Annotated in this window: 18 protein-coding genes; 6 read left to right on the top strand and 12 right to left on the bottom strand. The window is 72.3% G+C overall.

Annotated features, from left to right (window positions below):
* Positions 1 to 27 precede the first annotated feature (27 nt).
* The 3 genes from V5D56_RS08110 to V5D56_RS08100 are packed head-to-tail and all read right to left on the bottom strand — an operon-like array spanning position 28 to position 4,474.
* Entirely contained in the window at positions 28 to 966 is a 939-nt protein-coding gene (locus V5D56_RS08110) for a carbohydrate ABC transporter permease (RefSeq protein WP_435738532.1), read from the bottom strand.
* Positions 960 to 2,021 carry an ABC transporter permease gene (locus tag V5D56_RS08105; RefSeq protein ID WP_435738531.1) on the bottom strand — a complete coding sequence of 354 codons (1,062 nt, stop codon included), beginning with the start codon at positions 2,019 to 2,021 and terminating at the stop codon, positions 960 to 962. The genes V5D56_RS08110 and V5D56_RS08105 overlap by 7 nt, the downstream gene beginning before the upstream one ends.
* The gene (locus V5D56_RS08100) at positions 2,018 to 4,474 is read right to left on the bottom strand and encodes a glycoside hydrolase family 3 N-terminal domain-containing protein (RefSeq protein ID WP_435738530.1); all 2,457 of its coding nucleotides are present in this window, start codon (positions 4,472 to 4,474) and stop codon (positions 2,018 to 2,020) included. Before V5D56_RS08100 ends, V5D56_RS08105 begins: the two co-directional genes overlap by 4 nt.
* Positions 4,475 to 4,758: 284 nt before the next feature.
* Here V5D56_RS08100 and V5D56_RS08095 point away from each other — a divergent pair, with 284 nt between their 5' ends.
* Entirely contained in the window at positions 4,759 to 5,829 is a 1,071-nt protein-coding gene (locus tag V5D56_RS08095) for a LacI family DNA-binding transcriptional regulator (protein WP_435738529.1), read from the top strand.
* 4 nt (positions 5,830 to 5,833) lie between these two features.
* On the opposite strand, the gene V5D56_RS08090 is transcribed toward V5D56_RS08095, so the two are convergent.
* A complete protein-coding gene (locus V5D56_RS08090) occupies positions 5,834 to 7,417 on the bottom strand; it encodes a family 43 glycosylhydrolase (RefSeq protein WP_435738528.1) in 1,584 nt (527 codons plus the stop codon).
* Positions 7,418 to 7,557: 140 nt separating this feature from the next.
* On the opposite strand from V5D56_RS08090, the gene V5D56_RS08085 reads away from it, so the two are divergent.
* Positions 7,558 to 8,964 carry a serine hydrolase domain-containing protein gene (locus V5D56_RS08085; protein ID WP_435738527.1) on the top strand — a complete coding sequence of 469 codons (1,407 nt, stop codon included), beginning with the start codon at positions 7,558 to 7,560 and terminating at the stop codon, positions 8,962 to 8,964.
* On the opposite strand, the gene V5D56_RS08080 is transcribed toward V5D56_RS08085, so the two are convergent.
* The 7 genes from V5D56_RS08080 to V5D56_RS08050 all read right to left on the bottom strand — a co-directional run bounded on the left by V5D56_RS08080 (position 8,942) and on the right by V5D56_RS08050 (position 15,999).
* Positions 8,942 to 9,856, bottom strand: coding sequence for a carbohydrate ABC transporter permease (locus tag V5D56_RS08080; protein ID WP_435738526.1), 915 nt, complete (start codon positions 9,854 to 9,856; stop codon positions 8,942 to 8,944). The genes V5D56_RS08085 and V5D56_RS08080 overlap by 23 nt on opposite strands.
* A complete protein-coding gene (locus V5D56_RS08075) occupies positions 9,853 to 10,383 on the bottom strand; it encodes a hypothetical protein (protein WP_435738525.1) in 531 nt (176 codons plus the stop codon). The genes V5D56_RS08080 and V5D56_RS08075 overlap by 4 nt, the downstream gene beginning before the upstream one ends.
* Positions 10,367 to 11,668 (bottom strand): glycoside hydrolase family 28 protein, encoded by a 1,302-nt coding sequence (locus V5D56_RS08070; RefSeq protein ID WP_435738524.1) that lies wholly within the window; start codon positions 11,666 to 11,668, stop codon positions 10,367 to 10,369. The genes V5D56_RS08075 and V5D56_RS08070 overlap by 17 nt, the downstream gene beginning before the upstream one ends.
* A 95-nt stretch (positions 11,669 to 11,763) precedes the next feature.
* Entirely contained in the window at positions 11,764 to 13,281 is a 1,518-nt protein-coding gene (locus V5D56_RS08065) for an extracellular solute-binding protein (RefSeq protein WP_435738523.1), read from the bottom strand.
* Complete coding sequence (locus V5D56_RS08060) at positions 13,278 to 14,021, bottom strand: YesL family protein (RefSeq protein ID WP_435738522.1); 744 nt, start codon at positions 14,019 to 14,021, stop codon at positions 13,278 to 13,280. Before V5D56_RS08060 ends, V5D56_RS08065 begins: the two co-directional genes overlap by 4 nt.
* 31 nt (positions 14,022 to 14,052) lie before the next feature.
* Complete coding sequence (locus V5D56_RS08055) at positions 14,053 to 15,033, bottom strand: ABC transporter permease (RefSeq protein ID WP_435738521.1); 981 nt, start codon at positions 15,031 to 15,033, stop codon at positions 14,053 to 14,055.
* A gap of 234 nt (positions 15,034 to 15,267) precedes the next feature.
* A complete protein-coding gene (locus tag V5D56_RS08050) occupies positions 15,268 to 15,999 on the bottom strand; it encodes a rhamnogalacturonan acetylesterase (RefSeq protein ID WP_435738520.1) in 732 nt (243 codons plus the stop codon).
* 321 nt (positions 16,000 to 16,320) lie between these two features.
* Here V5D56_RS08050 and V5D56_RS08045 point away from each other — a divergent pair, with 321 nt between their 5' ends.
* Positions 16,321 to 17,862 carry an endo-1,4-beta-xylanase gene (locus tag V5D56_RS08045; RefSeq protein ID WP_435738519.1) on the top strand — a complete coding sequence of 514 codons (1,542 nt, stop codon included), beginning with the start codon at positions 16,321 to 16,323 and terminating at the stop codon, positions 17,860 to 17,862.
* 86 nt (positions 17,863 to 17,948) lie between these two features.
* On the opposite strand, the gene V5D56_RS08040 is transcribed toward V5D56_RS08045, so the two are convergent.
* On the bottom strand, positions 17,949 to 18,713 hold the full coding sequence (locus tag V5D56_RS08040; RefSeq protein WP_435738518.1) for a FadR/GntR family transcriptional regulator: 765 nt from the start codon (positions 18,711 to 18,713) through the stop codon (positions 17,949 to 17,951).
* Between the two features lie 212 nt (positions 18,714 to 18,925).
* Between V5D56_RS08040 and V5D56_RS08035 the strand changes: the two genes are divergently transcribed.
* From V5D56_RS08035 to V5D56_RS08025, 3 genes are read left to right on the top strand one after another with little or no spacing between them, the layout of a single operon-like run.
* Positions 18,926 to 19,729, top strand: coding sequence for a (Fe-S)-binding protein (locus V5D56_RS08035; RefSeq protein WP_435738517.1), 804 nt, complete (start codon positions 18,926 to 18,928; stop codon positions 19,727 to 19,729).
* Positions 19,726 to 21,474 carry a LutB/LldF family L-lactate oxidation iron-sulfur protein gene (locus V5D56_RS08030; RefSeq protein WP_435738516.1) on the top strand — a complete coding sequence of 583 codons (1,749 nt, stop codon included), beginning with the start codon at positions 19,726 to 19,728 and terminating at the stop codon, positions 21,472 to 21,474. Before V5D56_RS08035 ends, V5D56_RS08030 begins: the two co-directional genes overlap by 4 nt.
* Positions 21,471 to 22,175, top strand: a complete 705-nt coding sequence (locus tag V5D56_RS08025) for a LutC/YkgG family protein (RefSeq protein ID WP_435738515.1) — start codon at positions 21,471 to 21,473, stop codon at positions 22,173 to 22,175. Before V5D56_RS08030 ends, V5D56_RS08025 begins: the two co-directional genes overlap by 4 nt.
* Positions 22,176 to 22,195: the final 20 nt, after the last annotated feature.

Below are 22,195 nucleotides of genomic sequence, written 5' to 3'. Positions count from 1 at the left end.
GGTGCGGTGTGTCGTGCGTGCCGGCGGTCAGCCCTTGACGGAGCCGAGCATCACGCCGGAGACGAAGTACTTCTGGACGAACGGGTAGAGGCACACGATCGGCAGGACGGTGAGGAGCATCGTCACCGACTGGATGTTCGCGCCGATCTGCACGGTGTCCCCGCCCGCACCGCCCGTCACGGCCTCGGTGCCGGTGGCGGCCGCGATGAGGTTGCGCAGGTAGACCGTGACCGGGAACAGCTCCTTCTGGTCCAGGTAGAGGAACGCCGTGAACCACGAGTTCCAGATGCCCACGGCGTAGAAGAGGGTCATCGTCGCCAGCACAGCCTTCGACAGCGGCAGCACGATGCGCCCGAAGATCCCGTACGTCGAGAGCCCGTCGATCGCCGCGGCCTCCTCGAGCTCCGCGGGGAAGTTCTCGAAGAAGGACTTCATGACGAGCAGGTTGAACACGGAGATCGCCCCGGGGAGCACGACGGCCCACATCGTGTTCCGCAGCCCGAGCACGTTCGCCACGAGGATGTAGTTGGGGATGAGCCCGCCGCCGAAGAACATCGTGAAGACCGCGATCCCGATGAAGAAGCTCCGGCCCTTGAGCTGCCGGCGGCTGATCGCGTACGCGTAGGTCGCGGTGAGAGCCATCGCGATGACGGTGCCCACCACGGTGTACACGACCGTGTTCTTGTAGTTCGTCCAGAACAGCGGGTCGCCCAGGACGACCTGGAACGTCTCGAGGTTGAACCCGCGCGGCACGAGGTTGACCTCGCCCGCGGCGATGAACCCCTCGGACGAGAACGCCTTCGCGAACAGGTTGACGAACGGGTACAGCGTCACGACCGCGATCGCGACGAGCACGAAGGCGTTGACGACCCGGAACACGCGGTAGCCCACGGAGTCCTTGATCGTTCCGGTCTGCTGGCGGACGCGCGCGATGTCGGGGGTCGCGGCCAGGGGGTCGGTCACCACAGCGAGGCTCCTGTCAGACGGCGCGAGAGGGAGTTCGCGGAGAGGACGAGCACGAGCCCGATGACGGCCTCGAACAGCCCGATCGCGGTCCCGTAGGAGAACTGCGCGGACTGGATGCCGACGCGGTACAGGTACGTCGAGATGACGTCACCCGTGGAGTAGATCAACGGGTTCTGCAGGAGCAGGACCTTCTCGAAGCCGACCGCCATGAAGGAGCCGATGTTGAGGATGAGGAGGACCATCATCGTCGGGCGGATCCCGGGGAGCGTGATGTGCCAGGTCTGCTGCCACCGGTTCGCGCCGTCGATGCGCGACGCCTCGTAGAGCTGGTCGTCGATCGTGGTGAGCGCGGCGAGGTAGAGGATCGTGCCCCACCCGACGGTCTGCCAGACCTCGGACGAGACGTAGATCGTGCGGAACCACTCCGGCTGCTGCATGAACGCGACCGGGTCGCCGCCGAACGCCTCGACGATCTGGTTGACCGTGCCGTTGATCGACGTGAGCTGCAGGACGAGGCCCGCGACGATGACGATCGACATGAAGTGCGGCAGGTAGGAGACGGTCTGCACGACGCGCTTGAACCGGCGCGACCTCAGCTCGTTGAGCAGGAGCGCGAAGACGATCGGCAGCGGGAAGCAGATCGCCAGGGTCAGCAGACCGAGGATCACGGTGTTCCAGAACACCTGCCAGAACTGCTGGTTCTGGATGAACATCTCGAAGTAGTAGAAGCCGACCCACTCGTCGCCGAACGGGTTGCCCCCGGGCCGGAAGCGGCGGAACGCGATGACGTTCCCCAGCATCGGCACGTACCGGAACACGAGGAGGAACAGCAGCGGCAGGACGAGGAACGTGTAGAGCCGCCAGTCCTTGCGCAGCGCGACGCGCCACGGGACGACGCCCGCCGTGCGGCGTCGCGCCTCCCGGCTGCTGCGCCCGCGCCCCCGTCGGCCCCCGCCGCCCGCGGGCTCGCCGGGCCGCGCGTGCTCGGCCGCTGCGACGGCGCTCGCGACGGTGGTGGCCTCGCCGACGTCGACGGGGCCCTGGTCCAGGGTCATCCCACGCTCACCTCCTCGTGCTCGTGCTGCTCGATGCTGTCCCGCGGTACGTCGGACCGCTCGACCCGGTCCACCCGGTTGCCGCTGACGAGACGCCGCGTGTGGTCGACGACGCGCTCCGCCCCGACGAGGCGCAGCGCGAGCGCCGCGACCGTGTCGTCGCTGGACCGCGACACCCGCAGCTCGACGTCTCCCGGCTCGACGACCCGGCGGCCGGCGGCGCCCGTGAACGACGTGACGTCGGCGGGCACCGTGAAGGTCACGGTCGCCGCCTCGCCCGGGTCGAGGGCGACCCGCGCGTAGCCGACGAGTCGCACGACGGGACGCGTGACCTGGGCGACCGGGTCGTGCAGGTAGAGCTGCACGACGTCGGCCCCCGGCACCGTGCCCGTGTTCCGGACGGTCACCGCGACCTCCGCGTCGCCGTCGACCGGCCAGTCGGCGGGTCCAGGGGCGGGCCCGTCCGGGCTCGCCGCCCCGACGACCTGAGCGTCCTCCCACGCGAACGTGGCGTAGGAGAGCCCGTGCCCGAAGGCGAACGACGGGGTCGGGTCGACGTTCGAGACGCCCGAGCGCAGGCCGAGCGGCGCGGACAGGTACGTCCCGGGCTGTCCCCCGGGCTCGCGCGGCACGCTCACGGGCAGCCGGCCCGACGGCGACACCTCGCCCGCGAGCACCTCCGCGACCGCCCGGCCGCCGAGCTGCCCGGGGAAGAACGCCTGCACGACGGCGGCGGGCGGCGTCGGCTCGTCGAGGACCGCGCCGAGCGCGTACGGACGCCCCGTGAGCAGGAGCAGGACGACGGGCGTCCCGGTCGCGAGGACCGCGCGCACGAGGTCCTCCTGGACCCCCGGCAGGCGCAGGTCGGCCGCGTCGCAGCCCTCGCCGGACGTGCCGCGCCCGAACAGCCCGGCCCGGTCGCCCACGACGACCACGCACACCTGCGCGGCGCGCGCCGCGGCGACGGCGTCCGCGAAACCGCTCCGGTCCGTCCCGGTCACCTCGCAGCCCGGGGCGTGCACGACGTCGAACCGCGACCCCAGCTCGTCGAGGACGGTCGGGACGTCGATCCCCCTCTCGACCTCCGGGTGCCGTGCGCCGACGTGCGCGGGGAACGAGTAGCAGCCGAGCATGGCCATGGGGTCGTCGGCCAGCGGCCCGACGAGCGCCACGCGGGTCCCCTGGGCGAGCGGGAGCGCCGCGTCGCGGTTGTCGAGCAGGACGACGGCCTCGCGGGCGAGGCGCAGGGCGAGGTCGCGCCCGGCGTCGTCGTCCAGCACGAGCTCGGTGCCGCCGCCCGGCACGGGCTCCCAGCCCGGGTCGAGGAGGCCGAGCTCGATCTTCTGGCGCAGGACCCGGTGCAGCGCCCGGTCGACGAGCGACTCCTCGACGTCGCCCCGGCGGACCGCGGTGGCCAGCTCCGGACCGAACGTGTCGACCGTCGGCAGCTCGACGTCGACGCCGGCGTCCAGCGCGAGGCGCGCGGCCTCGGTGCCGTCGGCCGCGACCCGGTGCAGCGTCTCGAGGAAGCGGATCCCGAAGTAGTCGGCGACGACGGTGCCGTCGAAACCCCACCTCTCGCGCAGCAGCCCGGTGAGCAGCGCGCGGTCGGCGGCCGACGGCATCCCGTCGACGTCGGTGTACGAGTGCATGACGGAGCGCGGGCGCCCGTGGCGCAGCGCCGTCTCGAACGGCGGCAGGACCACGTCGGCGAACTCTCGCGGCCCCATCGTGACCGGCGCGAGGTTGCGGCCCGCGCGCGACGCCGAGTAGCCCGCGAAGTGCTTGAGCGTCGCGACGACGCCGCCCGACTCGAGGCCGCGCACGTAGGCCGCGCCGACGGTCCCCACGAGGTAGGGGTCCTCGCCGATCGTCTCCTCGGTGCGGCCCCAGCGGGGGTCGCGGACGACGTCGAGCACCGGGGCGAGGCCCTGGTGGACGCCGGCGGCCCGCAGGCTCGCGCCGATGCGCGCGGCCATCGCCTCGACGAGCTCCGGGTCGAAGCTCGCTCCCCACGAGAGCGGGACGGGGTACGCGGTCGCCTGCCACGCGGCGAAGCCCGCGAGGCACTCCTCGTGGACCTGGGCCGGGATGCCGAACCTGCTCGCGGCGACGAGGTCGCGCTGCGAGCGCTCGAGCGACCGGGCGCCCACCGCGGGGGCCACGGGGGCGGTGCCGTACGGGCGGGTGAGCTGACCGAGGCCGTGCTCGACCACCGACTCCCACGTCGGCACGTTCCCCGTCATGTCGGCCTGGTGGGGCGCGACACCGCCGCCCGACGCGTCGGCCCCGACCCAGACGCCGACGAGCTGCGCGAGCTTCTCCTCGAGAGTCATCGCGGCCGCGAGGGCCCGGGCGCGCTCGCCGGCGTCGAGCCGCACGTCGCGCCACGGCGGGGTGGTGCTGTCGCCGTGCCGGTCGGGCACGGCGGCCGGTGTGGTCTGGGTCGTCAATCGCGTTCCTCGGTTCGGTCACGTCGTCGTGCCTTGCCCGGGGGTACCGGGCATCCACTGCGTCGTGGACGTTCGAAAGTATCGGATGAGTCTCCGATACCCGTTGGATCGGGACGCTAGACCGCACCGCCGGGCGCCGTCAAGCGAGGCAAGGTCACAGTGTGGTGACGAGCGGCGGGCGGAGTTCTCGCGGTTTCCACCCGCTCACGGACCCGCTCGGGCGCGATGTCGTCGGAGACGGGTGCTACGGTTCCCTCGAAACTTGCGAGACACCGAGGAGCAGCATGACCGTCGAGGACCGGTCCGCCACCACCGGCGGCGCCGACGCCGCGGGTGCCGGGGCGAGCCGCGGCGCACCGGCCACGATCGCGTCCATCGCCGTCGAGGCGGGCGTCTCGGTGCCCACGGTGTCGAAGGTCCTCAACGGGCGGCCCGACGTCGCGGCCGCCACGCGCGCCCGCGTGGAGGCAGCGCTCGAGCGCCACCAGTACCGACGGCGCCGGTCGGCGCCGTCGAACCCGACGCCGCTCATCGACCTCGTGTTCCACCGCCTCGCCTCCGCGTGGTCGCTGGAGATCATCAAGGGGGTCGAGGACGCGGCGGCCGCCGCAGGCGTCGCCGTCGTCCTGTCAGAGCTCGGCGGCGAGCACCGACCGCCGCAGGACTGGCTCGACGGCGTGCTCGCGCGCCGCCCGCTCGGCGTCCTGCTCGTGCTGTCGAGCCTGGACCAGTCGCAGCGGCACCAGCTCGAGAGCCGCTCGATCCCGTTCGTCGTGGTCGACACGGAGGGCGAGCAGCCCGCGGGGGTCCCCACGGTCGGGTCGAACAACTGGAGCGGCGGCCTCTCGGCGACGCGGCACCTGCTGGGCCTCGGGCACCGGCGCGTGGCGATCGTCTCCGGGCCGTCCGACGTGCTGTGCAGCCGCGCCCGCATCGACGGGTACCGCAGCGCGCACGACGAGGCGGGGATCGCCGTCGACCCCGAGCTCGTGCGCTACGGCGACTTCTACGTCGACGGCGGCTACGAGCACGGCAAGGCGCTGCTCTCGCTCCCCGACCACCCCACGGCGATCTTCGCCGGGTCGGACATGCAGGCGCTCGGGGTGCTGCGGGCCGCGCGCGAGCTCGGCCTGCGCGTGCCCGAGGACCTGTCCGTCGTCGGCTACGACGACCTCCCGCTCGCGCGGTGGATCGGCCCCGAGCTGACGACCGTCCACCAGCCGCTGCAGGAGATGGCGGGCACGGCGACCCGCATGGTGCTCGACCTCGCGCGCGGCGAGCGACCGGTCAACCTGCGCCTCGACCTCGCCACGGAGCTCGTCGTCCGCGAGAGCACCGCCCCGCCCCCGGTCTGACGGCTCAGCGCACCGTCCCGGTCTCGCGGTCCTCGACCCGTACCGGGCCGAACGCGACGTGCGCACCCTCGGGGACGGGGCCGGTCGCCGTCGTACCGCCCGCGAACAGCGCCACCTCGGCCCCGATCCAGTGGCCCTCGACGGCCTCGAACGGCGTGTCCGCCGCGCGCCACGGGCTGTCGGCGCCCGCGCGCCACGCGAACGTGACCTTCCCGGCCTCGTCCGTCTCGAGCCGCAGGTCGACCGGCCCGTTCCCGGCAGGCAGCTCGACCGGCTCCATGAGGTCGGTCTCGGGGACGCGCAGCGAGTCCTCGTCGCGGCGGCGCGCGACGAGGCGCGAGCGCCCGCCCGACCTCTCGACGCCGACCCACGCGTAGGCACGGCCGAGCACGAGCAGACCGGCACGAAGGTCCGGCGCGACGTCACCCAGGTTCACGTCGACGCTCGTCGTGACGCGGCACGGGTAGCCGGGGAGCTGCTGGCCGAGGACGCCCGCGACGTCGCGCAGGTTTCCGAGGTCGTCCGGCGCGACGGCGAGGCGCAGCGTCCCGGCGCCGGTGACGGCCGTGGCCGCGGGCACGTTGCCCTGGAAGTACCACTGCGGGCCGGGCCGCGCGCCGTCGAACAGGTCGGTGCGCCGCGGCTCGCCCTCGCCCCGCGCGACGTCCGCGCCCGCGGACGTCGCGGCGTCGGGCACCGCGTGCCGCAGGACGGGCTGCCCGCAGCGGGGGTCGTCCGCCGTGGGCTCGCCGATCACCGGCCAGCCGTCCTCGCCCCACGTCATCGGCTGGAGGTGGACCACGCGCCCGAAGACGCCGCGGTCCTGGAAGTGCAGGAACCAGTCCTCGCCGCCGGGCGTCGTGACCCAGGCGCCCTGGTGCGGGCCGTTCACGGGCGTCTCGCCCTGGCGCAGCACGATCCGGTCCTCGTAGGGCCCGAACGGCGAGTCGGCGCGGAACACCGACTGCCAGCCCGTCGCGACGCCGCCCGCGGGCGCGAAGATCCAGTACGACCCGTCGCGCTTGTACAGCTTCGGGCCCTCGAGCGTGCGGTACCCCGGGAGCAGGTCGCCGTCGACGACGGTCTCGCGGCGCCCGACCACGCGGGTGAGCCCTTCGTCGACCTCGACCAGCGTGAGGAGGTTCTTCTGCCCGCTGCGGCTCGCGGCCCAGCCGTGCACGAGATAGGTGCGGCCGTCGTCGTCCCACAGCGGGCACGGGTCGATGAGGCCGCGGCCCTCGAGCAGCAGGTGCGGCGCCGACCACTCGCCGAACGGGTCGCGCGTGCGCGTGACGAAGATGCCGTGGTCGGGGTCGGGGAAGACGACGACGAGCTCGCCGTCGTGGTACCGGATGCTCGGAGCCCAGACACCCGAGCCGTGCCGCGGGCGGCGGTAGTGCCCGGCGGGCTCGACGCGCGGCGCCGCGTGGCTCGCGATCGTCCACGTCACGAGGTCGGTCGAGTGGAGGATCGGCAGCCCCGGGCTGCGGTTGAACGACGACGCGACGAGGAAGTAGTCCGCGCCGACGCGGATCACGTCGGGGTCGGGCCAGTCGGCGTCGAGCACGGGGTTCGTGTAGGTGCGCATGCGTCGGTGGGGTCCTCGTCGTCGTAGCGTCGTCGCGTCGTTCCGCCTGCCCCCGAAGGAGCGGAAGCCGCGGCGCGGACGTCCGCCCGGGCCGCGGGAAACCGATTACCCTCACCCTATCGTCCCGGCCCGGGACGACCGTGCTCCGTCCGTCCGAGAGGCTCCTCGTGCTCGACCTGACCGCCCTCCTCCGCGAGTCCGCCGCGCTCGGCGCGGCCCTCCACGCCGTCGAGGTCACCGTCGGCGGCGACCCCGTGGTGGTCGGCGAGACCCCGTTCACCGGCCCCGACGTCCCGCAGCGCCAGTACTCGGTGGGCAAGACCGTGACCGGGATCGCCGTCGGCCTGCTGGTCGCCGAGGGCAGGCTGCGCCTCGAGGACCGCGTCAGCGCGCACTTCCCCGAGCAGGGCCGGTGCCACCCCTGGGTCGCACGGACCACGGTCCGCGACCTGCTGACGATGCGCGGCCCGCACGCCTCGACGACCTACAAGCTCTCCGAGGGGTCGTGGCTCTCCTCGTGGTTCACCGTGCCGCCCACGCACCCGCCGGGCACGCTCTTCACGTACGACACGAGCGGGTCGTACGTGCTCGCCGCGCTCGTGGAGCGGCTCGCCGGCACGACCCTCGCGGACTACCTGCGGCCGCGCCTGCTCGACCCCCTCGGGATCTCCTCCGACCTGCGGTTCCTCGCCGGGCCGGACGGCGTGAGCCACGGCGGGTCCGGGCTCGTGTGCCGCCCGCACGACCTCACGCTGCTCGCGCGCCTCCTCCTCGACGGTGGCGTGCACGACGGCGCGAGCCTCCTCCCGCACGACTTCGTGCGCGAGGCCACGACCGCCCACGCCGACACGTCGGCCGTGACGTGGGGAGCGCCGTTCCGCGGCGGCTACGGGTACCAGCTCTGGGTCCCGGCGCGCGGTGGGTTCCTCGCGTTCGGGCTCGGGGGCCAGGTCGTCTACGGGCTCCCCGAGCGCGACCTCGCGGTCGTCGTCACGGCCGACGCCCAGGCCTGCCAGAGCGGCGACCAGCGCGTCCTCGACCTCGTCCTGCGCCACCTCGTCGACCCGTTCCTCGCACCGTCCGCCGACGTCGCGCCCGGGTCGCCGGGCGTGACCTCGTACCGCTCGGCGCCCGACGCGCTCGGCTGGCCGTCGCCGCGGCACGACGACGCGCACGCCGTCCCCGCGCGCGGCCGGCACGTCGCCGTCGTCCCGGGCACGTGGCCCCACGACCTGGAGCTCGACCTCGGCGCGCGGACCGGGACGCTCGGCTCGCCGACCAGCGCCTGGGAGCTCGCGTACGACGTCGACGCCCCGCGGCGCCAGGTGCTCGGCTCCGCGGGGCGGTCGGTCGTGACGGCGGGCTGGTCGGCGCCGCGCACGCTCGACGTCGAGTGCCGGGTGCTCGACGACGAGCTCGCCGTCGTGCGCCTGCGGCTGGTCGTGGACGACGACGGCACGGTCGCCGTCCGCGGTCAGGGCTTCGGCGAGACGCTCGACCCGAGGTGGTCGTCCGTCGGGTCGTTCAGCCCTTCACCGAGCCGATGAGCGCGCCCTTGACGAAGTACTTCTGCAGCACCGGGTAGAGGATCAGCATGGGCAGGGTCGCGACCACGATCACGGCCATCTTGATCGACTGCGCCGGCGGCACGACCTCGACCGCGCCCGCGTCCGCGTTCATCCCGCTCGAGACGAGGACGATCTGGCGCAGGAGCACCTGGATCGGCCACAGGTCCGACGAGTTGATGTAGAGGATCGCGGCCTGGTACGTGTTCCAGTACGACACGGCGTAGAACAGGCCGATCGTCGCGATCGACGCGAGCGACAGCGGCAGGACGATCCGCAGGAACACCCCGAGGTCGGAGCACCCGTCGATGCGCGCGGCCTCCTCGAGGCTGTCGGGGATCGCCTGGAAGAAGCTGCGCATGATGACGAAGTTGAACGCGTTGATCGCGACGGGGAGGATCAGCGACCACAGCGAGTCGATCAGGCCGAGCTCCTTGACGACGATGAACGTCGGGATCATGCCGCCGCTGAAGAGCATCGTGAACACGACGAGGAAGTTCAGCACGCGTCGCCCGCGCAGGTAGCGCTTCGACAGGCCGTACGCCATGAGCGACGTGAGGACGAGGCTGACGAACGTCCCGACGACGGTCACGAAGACCGAGACACCCATGGCCCGGAAGATCGTCGGCGTCGACAGGATGTACCGGTACGCGTCGAGCGTGAACGCCTCCGGCAGGATGATGAACGGCCGGCGGGTGAGCTCGCCGGGCGTCGCGAACGAGCTGCCGATGATGTTGAGGAACGGCAGCAGGCAGATCGCGGCGAACCCGCCGAGCACCAGGAAGTTCACCACCTGGAAGGCTCGGCGGCCCGCCGTCGGCCGACGCCGCCGTCCCGACCTGCTCGTGACGACCTTCGTCGCTGTCGTGCTCATCGTCGTACTCCCATGCTCTGCGCAGCGACGCTGCTGGTCTGGTGCGTGGTGGTGCTGGCGGCGCGCCGCCTCGGCCGGCCCGTCTCCCGCGGCTCCTCCGGGGGCACCTGCCGCACCACGAAGAGGGCGGCGGCGGCGAAGAAGCAGAACGCGACGGGGTAGAGGATCAACTGGCTCCCGACGAGGCACGCCAGGCCCGCGCCGAGGAACAGCAGGCCGGCGGCCCGCCGTCGCGGCCGGGACCGGGCGAGGAGGATGCCCGGGACCGCGGTCGCGAGGACCGCGACGAGGGTGAAGCCGAACCAGGCGGCGAGCGTCCGGGCGGCCTCGTAGGCGTCGGCCTCGGCGACGGCGATCCCGGCGTCGGTCATCGCGGGGTGCACGTCACGCAGGAAGGCCTGCTCGTCCACGCCGTTGACGACCCCGGCGAACCCGCCGAGGAACAGCAGGCTCAGCGCGACGCCCAGCCCGGCGAGCACGATCTCCCCCGTCCGGCGCACCGCAGCGCGCTCAGTCGACGTACGCACCGTTGATCCTCACGTCGCGGTACCGCACGTCGTCGCCCGGCTCGGTGGTGACGCCGGGGCCGACGCACCCGTCGACGCGGACGCCCGAGAGCACGAGGCCCGCGGCGAACGCGACGACCAGGCCGGCCCGCGCGACGTCGTCCACGTCCGCCGCCATCGCGGGGGCGCCCGGGATCGCGTCGGGGGCGAACGAGATCGCGACGTCCTCGAGCGTGACGTCGGCGACGGGCTGCTCCGGCAGTCCGCGCACGTACGCCGCCGCGGCGTGCACGTTGCGCGCCGTGACGTGCGCGAGATGGATGCGGCGGAAGAGCGGCGTCGTCGCGTCGACGGGCTGCGGCGACCGGTCGGCGACGACGGGGTCCTTGCCGCCCGGACCGCAGAAGTAGGCGGTGTTGAGCACGAACGGGCACAGCACGCCGTCCATGACGACGTTCGACACCCGGACGTCCTCGACGACTCCCCCGCGACCGCGCCGCGACTTGACGCGGATGCCGCGGTCCGTGCCCTGGAACACGCAGCCGGTGATGACGACGTTGCGCACGCCTCCGCTCATCTCGGAGCCGATGACGACGCCGCCGTGCCCGTGCACCATCGTGCAGCCGGTGATCGTGATGTTCTCGCACGGGACGCGCTCGGCCGTGGCCTCGGTGCCCGCCTTGATCGCGATGCAGTCGTCGCCGACGTCGATGTGGCAGTCGCTGATCCGCACGTTGCGGCACGACTCGGGGTCGATGCCGTCCGTGTTGGGCGAGTCCGCGGGGTTGAGGATCCGCACGTTGGTGATCGTCACGTCCTCGCACAGCAGCGGGTGGACGGTCCAGCTCGGGGAGTCGCGCAGCGTCACGTCCCGGACCGTCACGCGACGGCACTCGTGCAGGCCCACGAGCGTGGGCCGCGGGTGGGCCAGGGAGGCACGGTCGCGACGGAAGGCGTCCCACCACGGCCGCCCCCCGCCGTCGACCGTGCCGAACCCGGTGATCGCGACGTCCGTCTCACCGTGCGCGTACAGGCACGGCGAGTAGATGCGCGCGGGCGCACCCTCCCACCGGGCATCGACGACCGGGTACAGGTCCCGGTCGTCGACGAACGCGAGCACCGACCCGGCCTCCAGGTGGAGCTCGACGTACGAGCGCAGCCGCAGCGCGCCCGTCTCCCAGCGACCGGCAGGGACGACCACCCGCCCGCCCCCGGCCGACGCCGCGGCGTCGATCGCGGACTGGATCGCCTCGGTCACGAGGGTCCCCGGCGTGGCGCCGAGGTCTCGGATGTCGTGCGTGGACAACGTGGTCTCCTGTCGGTGCTGGTGCTGTCGCCGGGAGGGGCCGCGGTGCGCGGTCCCCTCCCGGCGAGGTCGTGCGAGGTGGGGTCAGCCGCGTGTCAGCCCTGGGTCTCGGCGTACGCGGCCGTGAGCTCCTCGATCACGGCGTCGACGCCCTGACCGCGCAGGCTGTCGACGACGGCCTCGAAGCCCGCCATGTCGATCTGGCCGGTGATGTACTGGTTGTAGGCGTCCATCACCTGCTGGTCGATGAGCGACCACTGGGCGTTGTAGGTCTCCGACGTCAGCGCCTGCGCCGGGTTGGAGACCATGAACTCGGCGTTCTCCTCCATGAGCTCGTTCGCCTGGTTCGTGAGCGGGTTCGAGGACTTGAACGCCTTGACGACCTCGGACGGTCGGGACGAGCCGAACGGCTGCACCTCCTGCTCCCACACGGCCTCGTCGAGGATCGTCACGACGCCGTCGGCGTCGAGCTCGTAGTGCGTGCCCTCGACCCCGTTGGTCATGAGGTCGAACGCCTCCTCGTCCATGAGGTCGTTGATGAAGCCGAGCACGACCTTGAGGTCGGCCTCCGTCTCGACGCTCGACTTCGGGATCGCGAGCCAGCCGCCCATGCCACCGTTGGTGTCGGTGAGGATGCGACGCGGGACGTCCTCGAACGTCATGTCGTTGATCAGCGCCCAGTCCTGCGGCGTGTTCGGGTCGGCGGCACGAGCGGCCTCCTGGAAGTTCTTCGCCTCGAACAGACCGCTGACGACGATGCCGCCCTTGCCCTGCGCGATGCCGTCCTTCTGGACCTGCTTCTGCACGGTGACGAACTCCTGGTTGACCCAGCCGTTCTCGTAGACGCCGCGGTACCACTCCATGGCGTCCTTGAACTCGTCCGTGGTGAAGCTCGGGACGACCTCGTCGTCCTCGGTGACCGTGAAGTACTGCCCGGCCCCGAAGTAGCCGGCGAGCGAGCGGAACCCGACCCCGTAGGACTCCTCGCGGTCGTAGAAGCCGACGGTGTCGGCGACGCCGTTGCCGTCGGGGTCGTTCTCGGTGAAGGCCTTGGCGACCTCGGTGAGGTCCTCGATCGTGTGCGGGACCTCGAGACCGAGGTTGTCGAGCCAGTCCTGGCGCACGAGGACGCCGTAACGGGCCTGCGGCTTCTGGTACGGCACGCCGTAGAGGCCGCCATCGACGCGCGCGACGTCGATCGTGGTCTCGGGGATCTCCGCGAGGTTCGGGAACTCGGCGAGGTACTCCTCGACGTCCCAGAACTGTCCCTGCGACATCGCCTGACGGACGGTCGTGTTGTTGATGCTCGTGAGCGACACGATGTCGGCGAGCGAGTCGGACGCGAGGGCCGCGTTGATCTTCTCGTCGCGCGAGGCGTCCGGCACCCACTGGAACTCGATCGTGAGCCCCGTGTGCTCCTCGAGAGCGGTCTCGATGACGCCGTCGGTCTCCGGGGTGGTCGCCGTGTGCAGCATCGTCATCCACGAGACGCTGTCCTTGGTGCTCACCTGGGACTCGGCGTCCTGGTCGGCCTCGCCGTCGCCGCACGCGGTGAGCGCGAGCGCGATCACCGCTGTCGCCGCCATCGTGGCTCCGAACCTGGTCTTCCTCATGCTGGGTTGTCCTCTCGTGACGGTAGGCGACGAACCACGCGCGCCCTTGCTGCTGTGGTGATGAGGTCGCCGGAGGCGGTGAGGCCTGCCGGCACAGCACCTGGCTCCGGCGCCAGGTGTGTGGTGCGTGCGACGGGGGACTCCCCGTCGAGGTCCCGGTAGACGACCCGGGTGACGAACCCGACGACGGCGGCAGGGAGCGCTGCCCCGAGCAGCCCGAGGACCGGGAGGGCGTGCTGGGACAGGACGTATCCCGCCCCGAGCACCGCGGTGCCGCCGATGACGGTCCAGTGCAGCGAGCCGAAGCCGAGCATCAGCGACGCCGCGACGGTCTCGCGCAGCGTGCGCAGGTCCAGGGCCGCCATGACCGAGAACACGTAGAAGAGCGACACGGCGTAGACGACGAGCGCGACGACGTTGAGCATCTGGACGTACCAGCTCGTGGCCCCGAAGACGTTCGTGAGGATCACGGTGCCTGCGGCCAGGTAGATCCAGCTCACGATCACCGACCGCCCGTACTGCTCGCGCACGGCGGCGAAGAACGCGCGCGCGACGGGCGGTTCCTCGCCCAGGCGGAACCATCGGTCCACGTACCGGGCGAGGGCGTAGGACGCCGGCCCCACTCCGAGCACCCCGAGGCCGGCCACGGTGGTGACGAGCCAGAGGAGGTTCAGGTAGACGAGCTTGTAGGCGCCCGTCAGGACCGCGTTGACGCGGACGAAACCCTCGAAGGAGAACACGGCGCTGCCGTTCCACCGACGGCCGGGGCCGTCAGTAGACCCCTTCTTCGCCGAGGCGCTTCGCGAGCTTGTTGGCGGCCACCACGAGCAGGAGCCCGACGAGCCCCTTGAACAGGCCGACCGCGGTCGCGTAGCTGAACTGACCGTTGACGATGCCCGTCGTGTACACGTAGGTGTCGAAGATGTCGGCCACCTCGCGGTTGAGCGAGTTCATCACGAGGAACATGTGCTCGAAGCCGAGCTCCATGATGTCGCCGATGTTGAGGATGAGCATGACGATGATCGTGGGCCGGATCGCCGGCAGCGTGATGTGCCACGTCTGGCGCAGCCGCCCCGCGCCGTCGAGCTCGGACGCCTCGTAGAGCTGCTCGTCCACGGCCGTGATGGCCGCGAGGTAGACGATGGTTCCCCAGCCCGCGCCGCGCCAGATCTCCTGGAACACGTAGAGCGGGCGCAGCCAGTCCGGGTCGGTGAGGAACGGGACCGGCTCGAAGCCCATCGACACGATGACGTTGTTGATGCTGCCGCCGTCGATCGTGAGCATGACGTAGAAGATCGAGACGATGATGACCCACGACATGAAGTGGGGCAGGTAGACGATCGTCTGCACGCTCTTCTTGAGGAACGTGGTGCGCACCTCGTTGAGCAGCAGCGCGAGCACGATCGGCATGGGGAACGCGAACAGCAGGAGCAGGCCGGAGATGACGAGCGTGTTGCGCAGGAGGACGAAGAAGGTGTCCTCCGTGAAGAGGCGCACGAAGTGCTCGAACCCGACCCACTCGCTCCCCGTGAACCCGAGGAACGGCTGGTAGTTCTGGAAGGCGATGACCAGGCCGCCCATGGGGACGTACTTGAACACCAGGAAGTACAGGACCCCGGGAAGGATCATCAGGTACAGCGCGCGGTGCTTCCAGAAGCCGCCGCCGGGGTGCTTGCGCCGGGTCGCCGCGGGCGGGACGGTGCTCGCCCTCGCGGCACGCCCCCGCGGGCGCACGGGGGTCGCGACGCTCACGCGAGCTCCCCCCGTCGCGGGTCGCGGGCGGTCGTCGACGGCCGGTGAGCACAGGGCTCTCCGACCGTCGTCACCATCGTCGTCGCCGGCATCGGCTTCCTCATCTCTTCCTCGAGCATGGCGCCCGGCAGCCGCGACCTCATCGGCGGGTAACCGGTTTCCCGCACGCAAGTTAGCAGCCCCGGGCGCCAGCACCAAACGCCGCCCGTGGACCGCGGAGGCGCGTGGCGACGGTCAGGCGTTCGGGTCCACGTCGGCCCAGGTGAGGCGCTCGGCGGGCACGTCCTCGTCGAGCCGCGCGACGGCGTCGGGCGTGAGGACGCCCACCTCGACGAGCCCGGACGCGACGAGTCGCGCGACGGCACCGGCCCCGAGCGGGCTCAGATGGGTGTCGTCGCGCCGCCCGTCCGGCGCGTGGAGGAAGTACCGGCGCGTCTCGTCCGGGCCGAGCTCCTGCCACAGCGCGAGGCTGCTCGCCTGCACGTCGACGAGCGGGACACCCGCGCGGCGCGCGAGCTCCCGCATCGCCGCGGGGTACTCCCCGTGGCTCGTGACGGCTCGACCTGCGGCGTCGAACGACCGACGCTCGACGGACGTCGCGAGCACCGGGCGCGCCCCACGACGCCGCGCCACCTCGAGGTGCACCGTCAGCGACTCCTGGTAGGTGGTCCAGGGCTCGGTGTGGCGCACCGGGTCCTCGACCTTCGCGTCGTTGTGCCCGAACTGGACGAGGAGGAGGTCGCCCTCGCGCAGCGACGCGTCGACCTGCTCCAGGTGGCCGAGGCTGATGAAGGACGAGCTGCTGCGCCCGTTGCGCGCGTGGTTCACGACCTCGGTCCCGGGGAGGTAGAACGGCAGCGCCATCCCCCACCCCGTCTCCGGTGCGGCAGCGATGCCCTTCGGCGCTGCGGTCGAGTCGCCGGCGATGTGGAGGGCGGGTGCGCGGTCGTCCCTGGTGGTGCTCATGGTGCCGATCGTCCTCTCGGTGGGTAAACGGTTGCCGGAGCCTAGACCATCCACCGTGCTGCCTGCCGGGATCCGCTGTCGCGCAGCGCGGCACCCCGAACCGCCCCGACCGCCGCGAACCGGACGGGCGCCTCTCACTTGTAAAACGGTATCGATAACGGTTGCCACAGCGTGCCGTTGTGACTAGCGTCACTCGCGCACGTGCGTGACCGCGCCGGTGGACCAACGGTGGTCCACCCGGGAGAGAAGGGATCGACGATGACCCGAGCACTACCCCTGCGCAGGAGGGACGGCCGACACCGAGCCGCCCTCACAGCACTCATGGCCGTGGTGATGGCCACCGGCCTCGGTGTCGGCACCGCCCAGGCGGACGGCTCCACCCTCGAGGCTGCGGCCGCCGAGTCCGGCCGCTACTTCGGCACGGCCCTCGCCGCAGGCCGACTGTCCGACTCGACGTACTCGACCATCGCGAACCGCGAGTTCGACATGATCACGGCCGAGAACGAGATGAAGATGGACGCGACCGAGCCGTCGCAGAACCGGTTCAGCTACACCCAGGGCGACCAGATCGTGAACTGGGCGACCAGCCGCGGCAAGCAGGTCCGGGGGCACGCCCTCGCCTGGCACTCGCAGCAACCGGGCTGGATGCAGAACATGTCGGGCTCCGCGCTCCGCCAGGCGATGCTCAACCACGTCACGCAGGTCGCCACGCACTACCGCGGCAAGATCTACGCGTGGGACGTCGTCAACGAGGCGTTCGCCGACGGCGGCTCCGGCGCACGACGCGACTCGAACCTGCAGCGCACCGGGAACGACTGGATCGAGTCCGCGTTCCGCGCCGCCCGTGCCGCGGACCCGGCCGCGAAGCTCTGCTACAACGACTACAACACCGACAACTGGAACCACGCGAAGACCCAGGCCGTGTACTCCATGGTCCGCGACTTCAAGGCGCGCGGCGTGCCCATCGACTGCGTCGGCTTCCAGGCCCACTTCAACTCGGGCAACCCGGTGCCGAGCAACTACCACACCACCCTGCAGAACTTCGCCGACCTCGGCGTGGACGTGCAGATCACCGAGCTCGACATCGAGGGCTCCGGGCAGTCGCAGGCGGAGCAGTACCGCGGCGTGGTCCAGGCCTGCATGGCCGTGTCGCGCTGCACCGGCATCACGGTGTGGGGCGTGCGGGACACGGACTCGTGGCGCGCGTCCGGCACGCCGCTGCTGTTCGACGGCAACGGCACCAAGAAGGCCGCCTACACCGCCGTGCTCGACCAGCTCAACAGCGGCGACGGCGACCCCGGCAACCCGGGCAACCCCGGTGACGGGTCCTGCACCGTGACCGTGACACGAGGCGGGTCGTGGGGCGACCGGTTCAACACCACCTTCCAGGTGTCCGGAGCGTCCGACTGGGTCGTGACCATCAGCACCGGTGCTGGCCAGAGCCTCCAGAGCTCCTGGAACGCCACGGTCGCCGGCACGAGCGGCACCCTCACCGCCACACCGAACGGCAACGGCGACGCGTTCGGCATCACGCTGTACTCCAACGGCAACACCACCCTGCCGACGGCGACCTGCTCGTCGGCCTCCGGTGGGGGCGGCGGCGAGAGCTGCACCGTGACGGTCGCCCGGGGCGACTCCTGGGGCGACCGGTTCAACACCACCTTCCAGGTGTCCGGCGCGTCCGACTGGGTCGTGACCATCAGCACCGGTGCGGGCCAGAGCCTCCAGAACTCCTGGAACGCCACGGTCGCCGGCACGAGCGGCACCCTCACCGCCACACCGAACGGCAACGGCGACGCGTTCGGCATCACGCTGTACTCCAACGGCAACACCACCCTGCCGACGGCGACCTGCTCGGCCTGACCCTCACGCCGCCGGGGCCGCGGGCTCCCACGGGGTCCCCGCCTCGGCGGTCTCGGTCCGACGGCCGCGCCGCCGGACGCACGAGGTCACAGCCCCGTCTCGCGGTAGAACCCCTCGATGTGCTCCCTCACGAGACGCTCGGCGAGCGCGCCGTCACCGGCGGTCACCGCGTCGAGCACCGCGCGGTGCTCGACCCGCAGGCGCTCGGCCGTCCGCTCCCACGACGCCAGCCCGGCGCTGCCCGCAGCGACGTAGGACTCGATCGCTCCACGCAGCCCCGTCATGACCGCCTCGACGAGCACGTTGCCCGCAAGACGCACGAGGACGAGGTGGAACGACGCGTCGAGCTCGCGGAACGCGCCGGCCGAGAGGTCCGGGGAGTCCATGCGGTCGAGCAGCGCGCGCGCCTCGGCGAGCGCTCCCGCCCTGGCCTCCGTGAACCCCGTGACCTCCCCGCCCCCCGCGACCCCCGTGGCGTCCGTCGCGTCAGCGGCGGGCGACGGCGCTGCCCGCCCGGCCGCCTCGCGCACCGCCCAGGTCTCCAGCAGCACGCGGGTCTCGACGACGTCACGCACCGCGAGCGTGCCGGACGCGACATGGAGCCGCACCGCCGCCCCCAGACCGGCCGCCGGCCGGTCGACGACGGTCGCCCCGGCGTCGGGCCCCGAGCCCACCGCGGTGCGGACGATGCCCATGGCCTCGAGGACGCGGATCGCCTCGCGGACCGACGAGCGCGAGACGCCCAGCTCGTCGGCGAGCGCCCGCTCTGCGGGGAGCCGTTCGCCGAGGCCCCAGCGGCCGGCGGCGAGGTCGGCCTCGATGCTCGCGAGGACGCGTTCGTGGGTGCGCACGCAGCCAGCGTAGGCGAGCGGACGGGGCCCGGCCGGACGTCGGCTGGCTGTGGTCGGACCACATGGTCTACGGTGGCGCCGTGTGGTCCGACCACACATCTCCTCTCGGCCTCTCGTCAGGTTCTCGTCGGGTTTCTCGTCGGCGCGCTCGTCGCGCGGCCCGGGCACCGGGAGGCGAGACTGGACCGAACCGCCTCTCCTCCGGAGCACCGATGCGCATCGCCCTCGCCGCCACCTGCATCGGGGACGTCATGTTCCCGCAGGCGCCCCGCGCCACCGCCCTGCTGCTCGAACGCCTGGGGCACGAGGTCCACGTGCCCGACGGCCAGGCGTGCTGCGGCCAGATGCACGTCAACACCGGCTACATGGCCGAGGCGGTGCCGGTCGTGCGCAACCACGTCGAGGCGTTCTCGCCCGTGCTCGACGGCGAGTGGGACGCGATCGTCGTGCCGTCCGGGTCGTGCACGGGCTCGATCCGCCACCAGCAGGGCATGGTGTGCCGCCGAGCCGGGCTCGACGCGCTCGGCGCACGGGCCGACGCGGTCGCGGCGAAGACCTACGAGCTGTCCGAGCTCCTCGTCGACGTGCTCGGCCTGACCGACGTCGGTGCCTACTTCCCGCACCGCGTCACCTACCACCCCACGTGCCACTCGCTGCGCATGCTGCACGTCGGCGACAAGCCGCTGCGGCTCCTGCGGGCCGTCGAGGGGATCGACCTCGTCGAGCTGCCCGGCGCGGAGTCGTGCTGCGGGTTCGGCGGCACGTTCGCGCTGAAGAACGCGGAGACGTCGACCGCGATGCTCGCCGACAAGATGACGTCCGTGAAGTCCACCGGCGCCGAGGTGCTCACGGCCGGGGACTCGTCGTGCCTCATGCACATCGGCGGCGGGCTCTCGCGCATCCGGGCCGGCGTCCGGACCCTGCACCTCGCGGAGATCCTGGCCTCGACGCGCGTGTCCGGGCCACAGACCGCCGGGGCGTCCTCCCGCGCGGACACGACGGGAGGCGCGCGATGAGCCGCACCTTCCTCGGCCTCCCGGTCCCGCGGCGCACGACGTCCGGCGCGCGCACCCTGCCCGACGACGCCGCGCGCCCCGGCGGTCACGGCACCTCCGCGGGGGCGGGGGCGGCGTCGGACACGTTCGGCGACGTGCCGCACCCCGACGAGCCGCTGCGCTGGGGCGACGACTTCCCCACCGCCGCGCGCCAGGCGCTCCAGAACACGCAGCTGCGCCGCAACCTCGCGCACGCGACGTCGACGATCCGCGCGAAGCGCGCGGCCGTCGTGGGCGAGGTGCCCGACTGGGAGGCGCTGCGCGACGCCGGGTCGGCGATCAAGACCGACGTCATGGCGCGCCTGCCCGAGCTCCTGGAGGAGCTGGAGCGCAACGTGGTGGCGCGTGGCGGCGTCGTGCACTGGGCCCGCGACGCGGACGAGGCCAACCGGATCGTCGCGGACCTCGTGAAGGCCCAGGGCGTCGACGAGGTCGTCAAGGTGAAGTCGATGGCGACGCAGGAGATCGGGCTCAACGAGGCGCTCGCCGCCGAGGGGATCGCGGCCTACGAGACCGACCTCGCGGAGCTCATCGTGCAGCTCGCCGACGACATGCCGTCGCACATCCTCGTGCCCGCGATCCACCGCAACCGCGCCGAGATCCGCGAGATCTTCCTCGAGCGCATGGGCGACGCCCCGCCGGACCTCTCGGACGTGCCGCGCGAGCTCGCGATGGCCGCGCGCGCCCACCTGCGGCGCAAGTTCCTCTCCGCGAAGGTCGCGATCAGCGGCGCGAACTTCGGCGTCGCGGACACGGGCACGCTGACGGTCGTGGAGTCCGAGGGCAACGGGCGCATGTGCCTCACGCTGCCCGAGACGCTCATCACGGTCATGGGCATCGAGAAGGTCGTGCCGACCTACACCGACCTCGAGGTGTTCCTCCAGCTCCTCCCACGCTCCTCGACGGGCGAGCGCATGAACCCGTACACGTCCCTGTGGACGGGCGTGACGCCGGGCGACGGGCCGCAGGAGTTCCACCTCGTGCTGCTCGACAACGGCCGCACCGACGTCCTCGCCGACGAGGTCGGCCGGGCCGCGCTGCACTGCATCCGCTGCTCCGCGTGCCTCAACGTGTGCCCGGTGTACGAGCGCGTGGGCGGGCACGCGTACGGCTCCGTGTACCCCGGGCCGATCGGGGCGATCCTCACGCCGCAGCTCACGAAGTCGTCGGGCGGGCTGGGCGGCCACGGTGACCCCAACGCGTCGCTGCCGTACGCGTCGACGCTGTGCGGCGCGTGCTACGAGGTGTGCCCGGTGAAGATCGACATCCCCGCGATCCTCGTCGAGCTGCGCGCCCGCGAGGTCGACGCGGACCGCGGCGGCCTGCCCACCGGGTGGGGCGCCGCGATGAAGGCCGCGTCGTTCGTCATGTCCGACGCGCGGCGGTTCGAGCTCGCGGAGAAGGCGGCGGCCGTCGGGCGCGTGGTCGCCGGGCCGAAGGGCCGCATCTCGACGCTGCCGCCGCCTGCCTCGGCGTGGACCCGGTCCCGCGACCTCCCGGCCCCGGCGAAGCAGACGTTCCGCGACTGGTGGCGCACCGAGCACGTCGCCCCTGCTGCCGAACCCCGGGTTGTGCCGCCATCGCCCGCTCGATCGGGTGATAACCCGGGGTTGGGCAGCCATCTCGCCGAACCCGGGGATACGCGGCCATCAGGGTCGCCATCGGACGACAACCCGGGGTTCGGCGAGGACGGTGGGGCCCGATGAGCGCGCGCGACGACGTCCTGGCGCGGATCCGCACCGCGCTCGGCGGCCCGACGACGCTCGGCGGCCCGACGGCGGGCGGTCGGCCGGGTGCGGTCGGTGACGCCGCGGCGTCGGGCACCGAGCTCGCCCGCGCGTACCGGGCGACCGGCGAGCACGCCCCGGGGTCGGACGCGGCGGTCGAGATCCTCGTGGACCGGCTCGTCGACTACCGGGCGCACGTGCACCGCGCGGCGTCGCCGGAGGAGGTCGCGGAGACCGTGGGCGCGCTGCTCGCGGAGGTGAGGGGCGTCGTCGTGCCGCCCGCGCTCGACGACGCGTGGCTCGCCGCGCTGCCCGCGACGGCGGTGCGCGTGGCGGACTCGCGCGAGGACCCCCGCACCGCCGACGAGCTCGACGCCGTCGACGCGGTGGTGACGGCCGCACGCGTCGCGATCGCCGACACGGGAACGATCGTGCTCGACGGCGAGCCCGACCAGGGGCGTCGTGCGATCACGCTCGTTCCCGACCTGCACGTGTGCGTCGTGCGGACGGACCAGGTGGTGCACACCGTGCCGGAGGGCGTGCGGCTGCTCGCCGAGCACCCCGAGCGCCCGCAGACGTGGATCAGCGGCCCGAGCGCGACGAGCGACATCGAGCTGTCGCGCGTCGAGGGCGTGCACGGCCCGCGCACGCTCCACGTGATCCTCGCCCCGCCGAGATAGAGCCCAGGTCGCCGACGTAG

Source organism: Cellulosimicrobium sp. PMB13 (genome assembly GCF_051294865.1).
Classification (GTDB): Bacteria; Actinomycetota; Actinomycetes; order Actinomycetales; family Cellulomonadaceae; genus Cellulosimicrobium.
This window is presented reverse-complemented; position numbering and strand designations above follow the sequence as displayed.

Excerpts from the sequence above, each read along its gene's own strand:
- V5D56_RS08105 (WP_435738531.1), bottom strand. The coding sequence starts at position 2,021 with ATGACCCTGGACCAGGGCCCCGTCGACGTCGGCGAGGCCACCACCGTC.
- V5D56_RS08095 (WP_435738529.1), top strand. The coding sequence starts at position 4,759 with ATGACCGTCGAGGACCGGTCCGCCACCACCGGCGGCGCCGACGCCGCG.
- V5D56_RS08090 (WP_435738528.1), bottom strand. The coding sequence starts at position 7,417 with ATGCGCACCTACACGAACCCCGTGCTCGACGCCGACTGGCCCGACCCC.
- V5D56_RS08080 (WP_435738526.1), bottom strand. The coding sequence starts at position 9,856 with ATGAGCACGACAGCGACGAAGGTCGTCACGAGCAGGTCGGGACGGCGG.
- V5D56_RS08065 (WP_435738523.1), bottom strand. The coding sequence starts at position 13,281 with ATGAGGAAGACCAGGTTCGGAGCCACGATGGCGGCGACAGCGGTGATC.
- V5D56_RS08050 (WP_435738520.1), bottom strand. The coding sequence starts at position 15,999 with ATGAGCACCACCAGGGACGACCGCGCACCCGCCCTCCACATCGCCGGC.
- V5D56_RS08045 (WP_435738519.1), top strand. The coding sequence starts at position 16,321 with ATGGCCGTGGTGATGGCCACCGGCCTCGGTGTCGGCACCGCCCAGGCG.
- V5D56_RS08035 (WP_435738517.1), top strand. The coding sequence starts at position 18,926 with ATGCGCATCGCCCTCGCCGCCACCTGCATCGGGGACGTCATGTTCCCG.
- V5D56_RS08030 (WP_435738516.1), top strand. The coding sequence starts at position 19,726 with ATGAGCCGCACCTTCCTCGGCCTCCCGGTCCCGCGGCGCACGACGTCC.
- V5D56_RS08025 (WP_435738515.1), top strand. The coding sequence starts at position 21,471 with ATGAGCGCGCGCGACGACGTCCTGGCGCGGATCCGCACCGCGCTCGGC.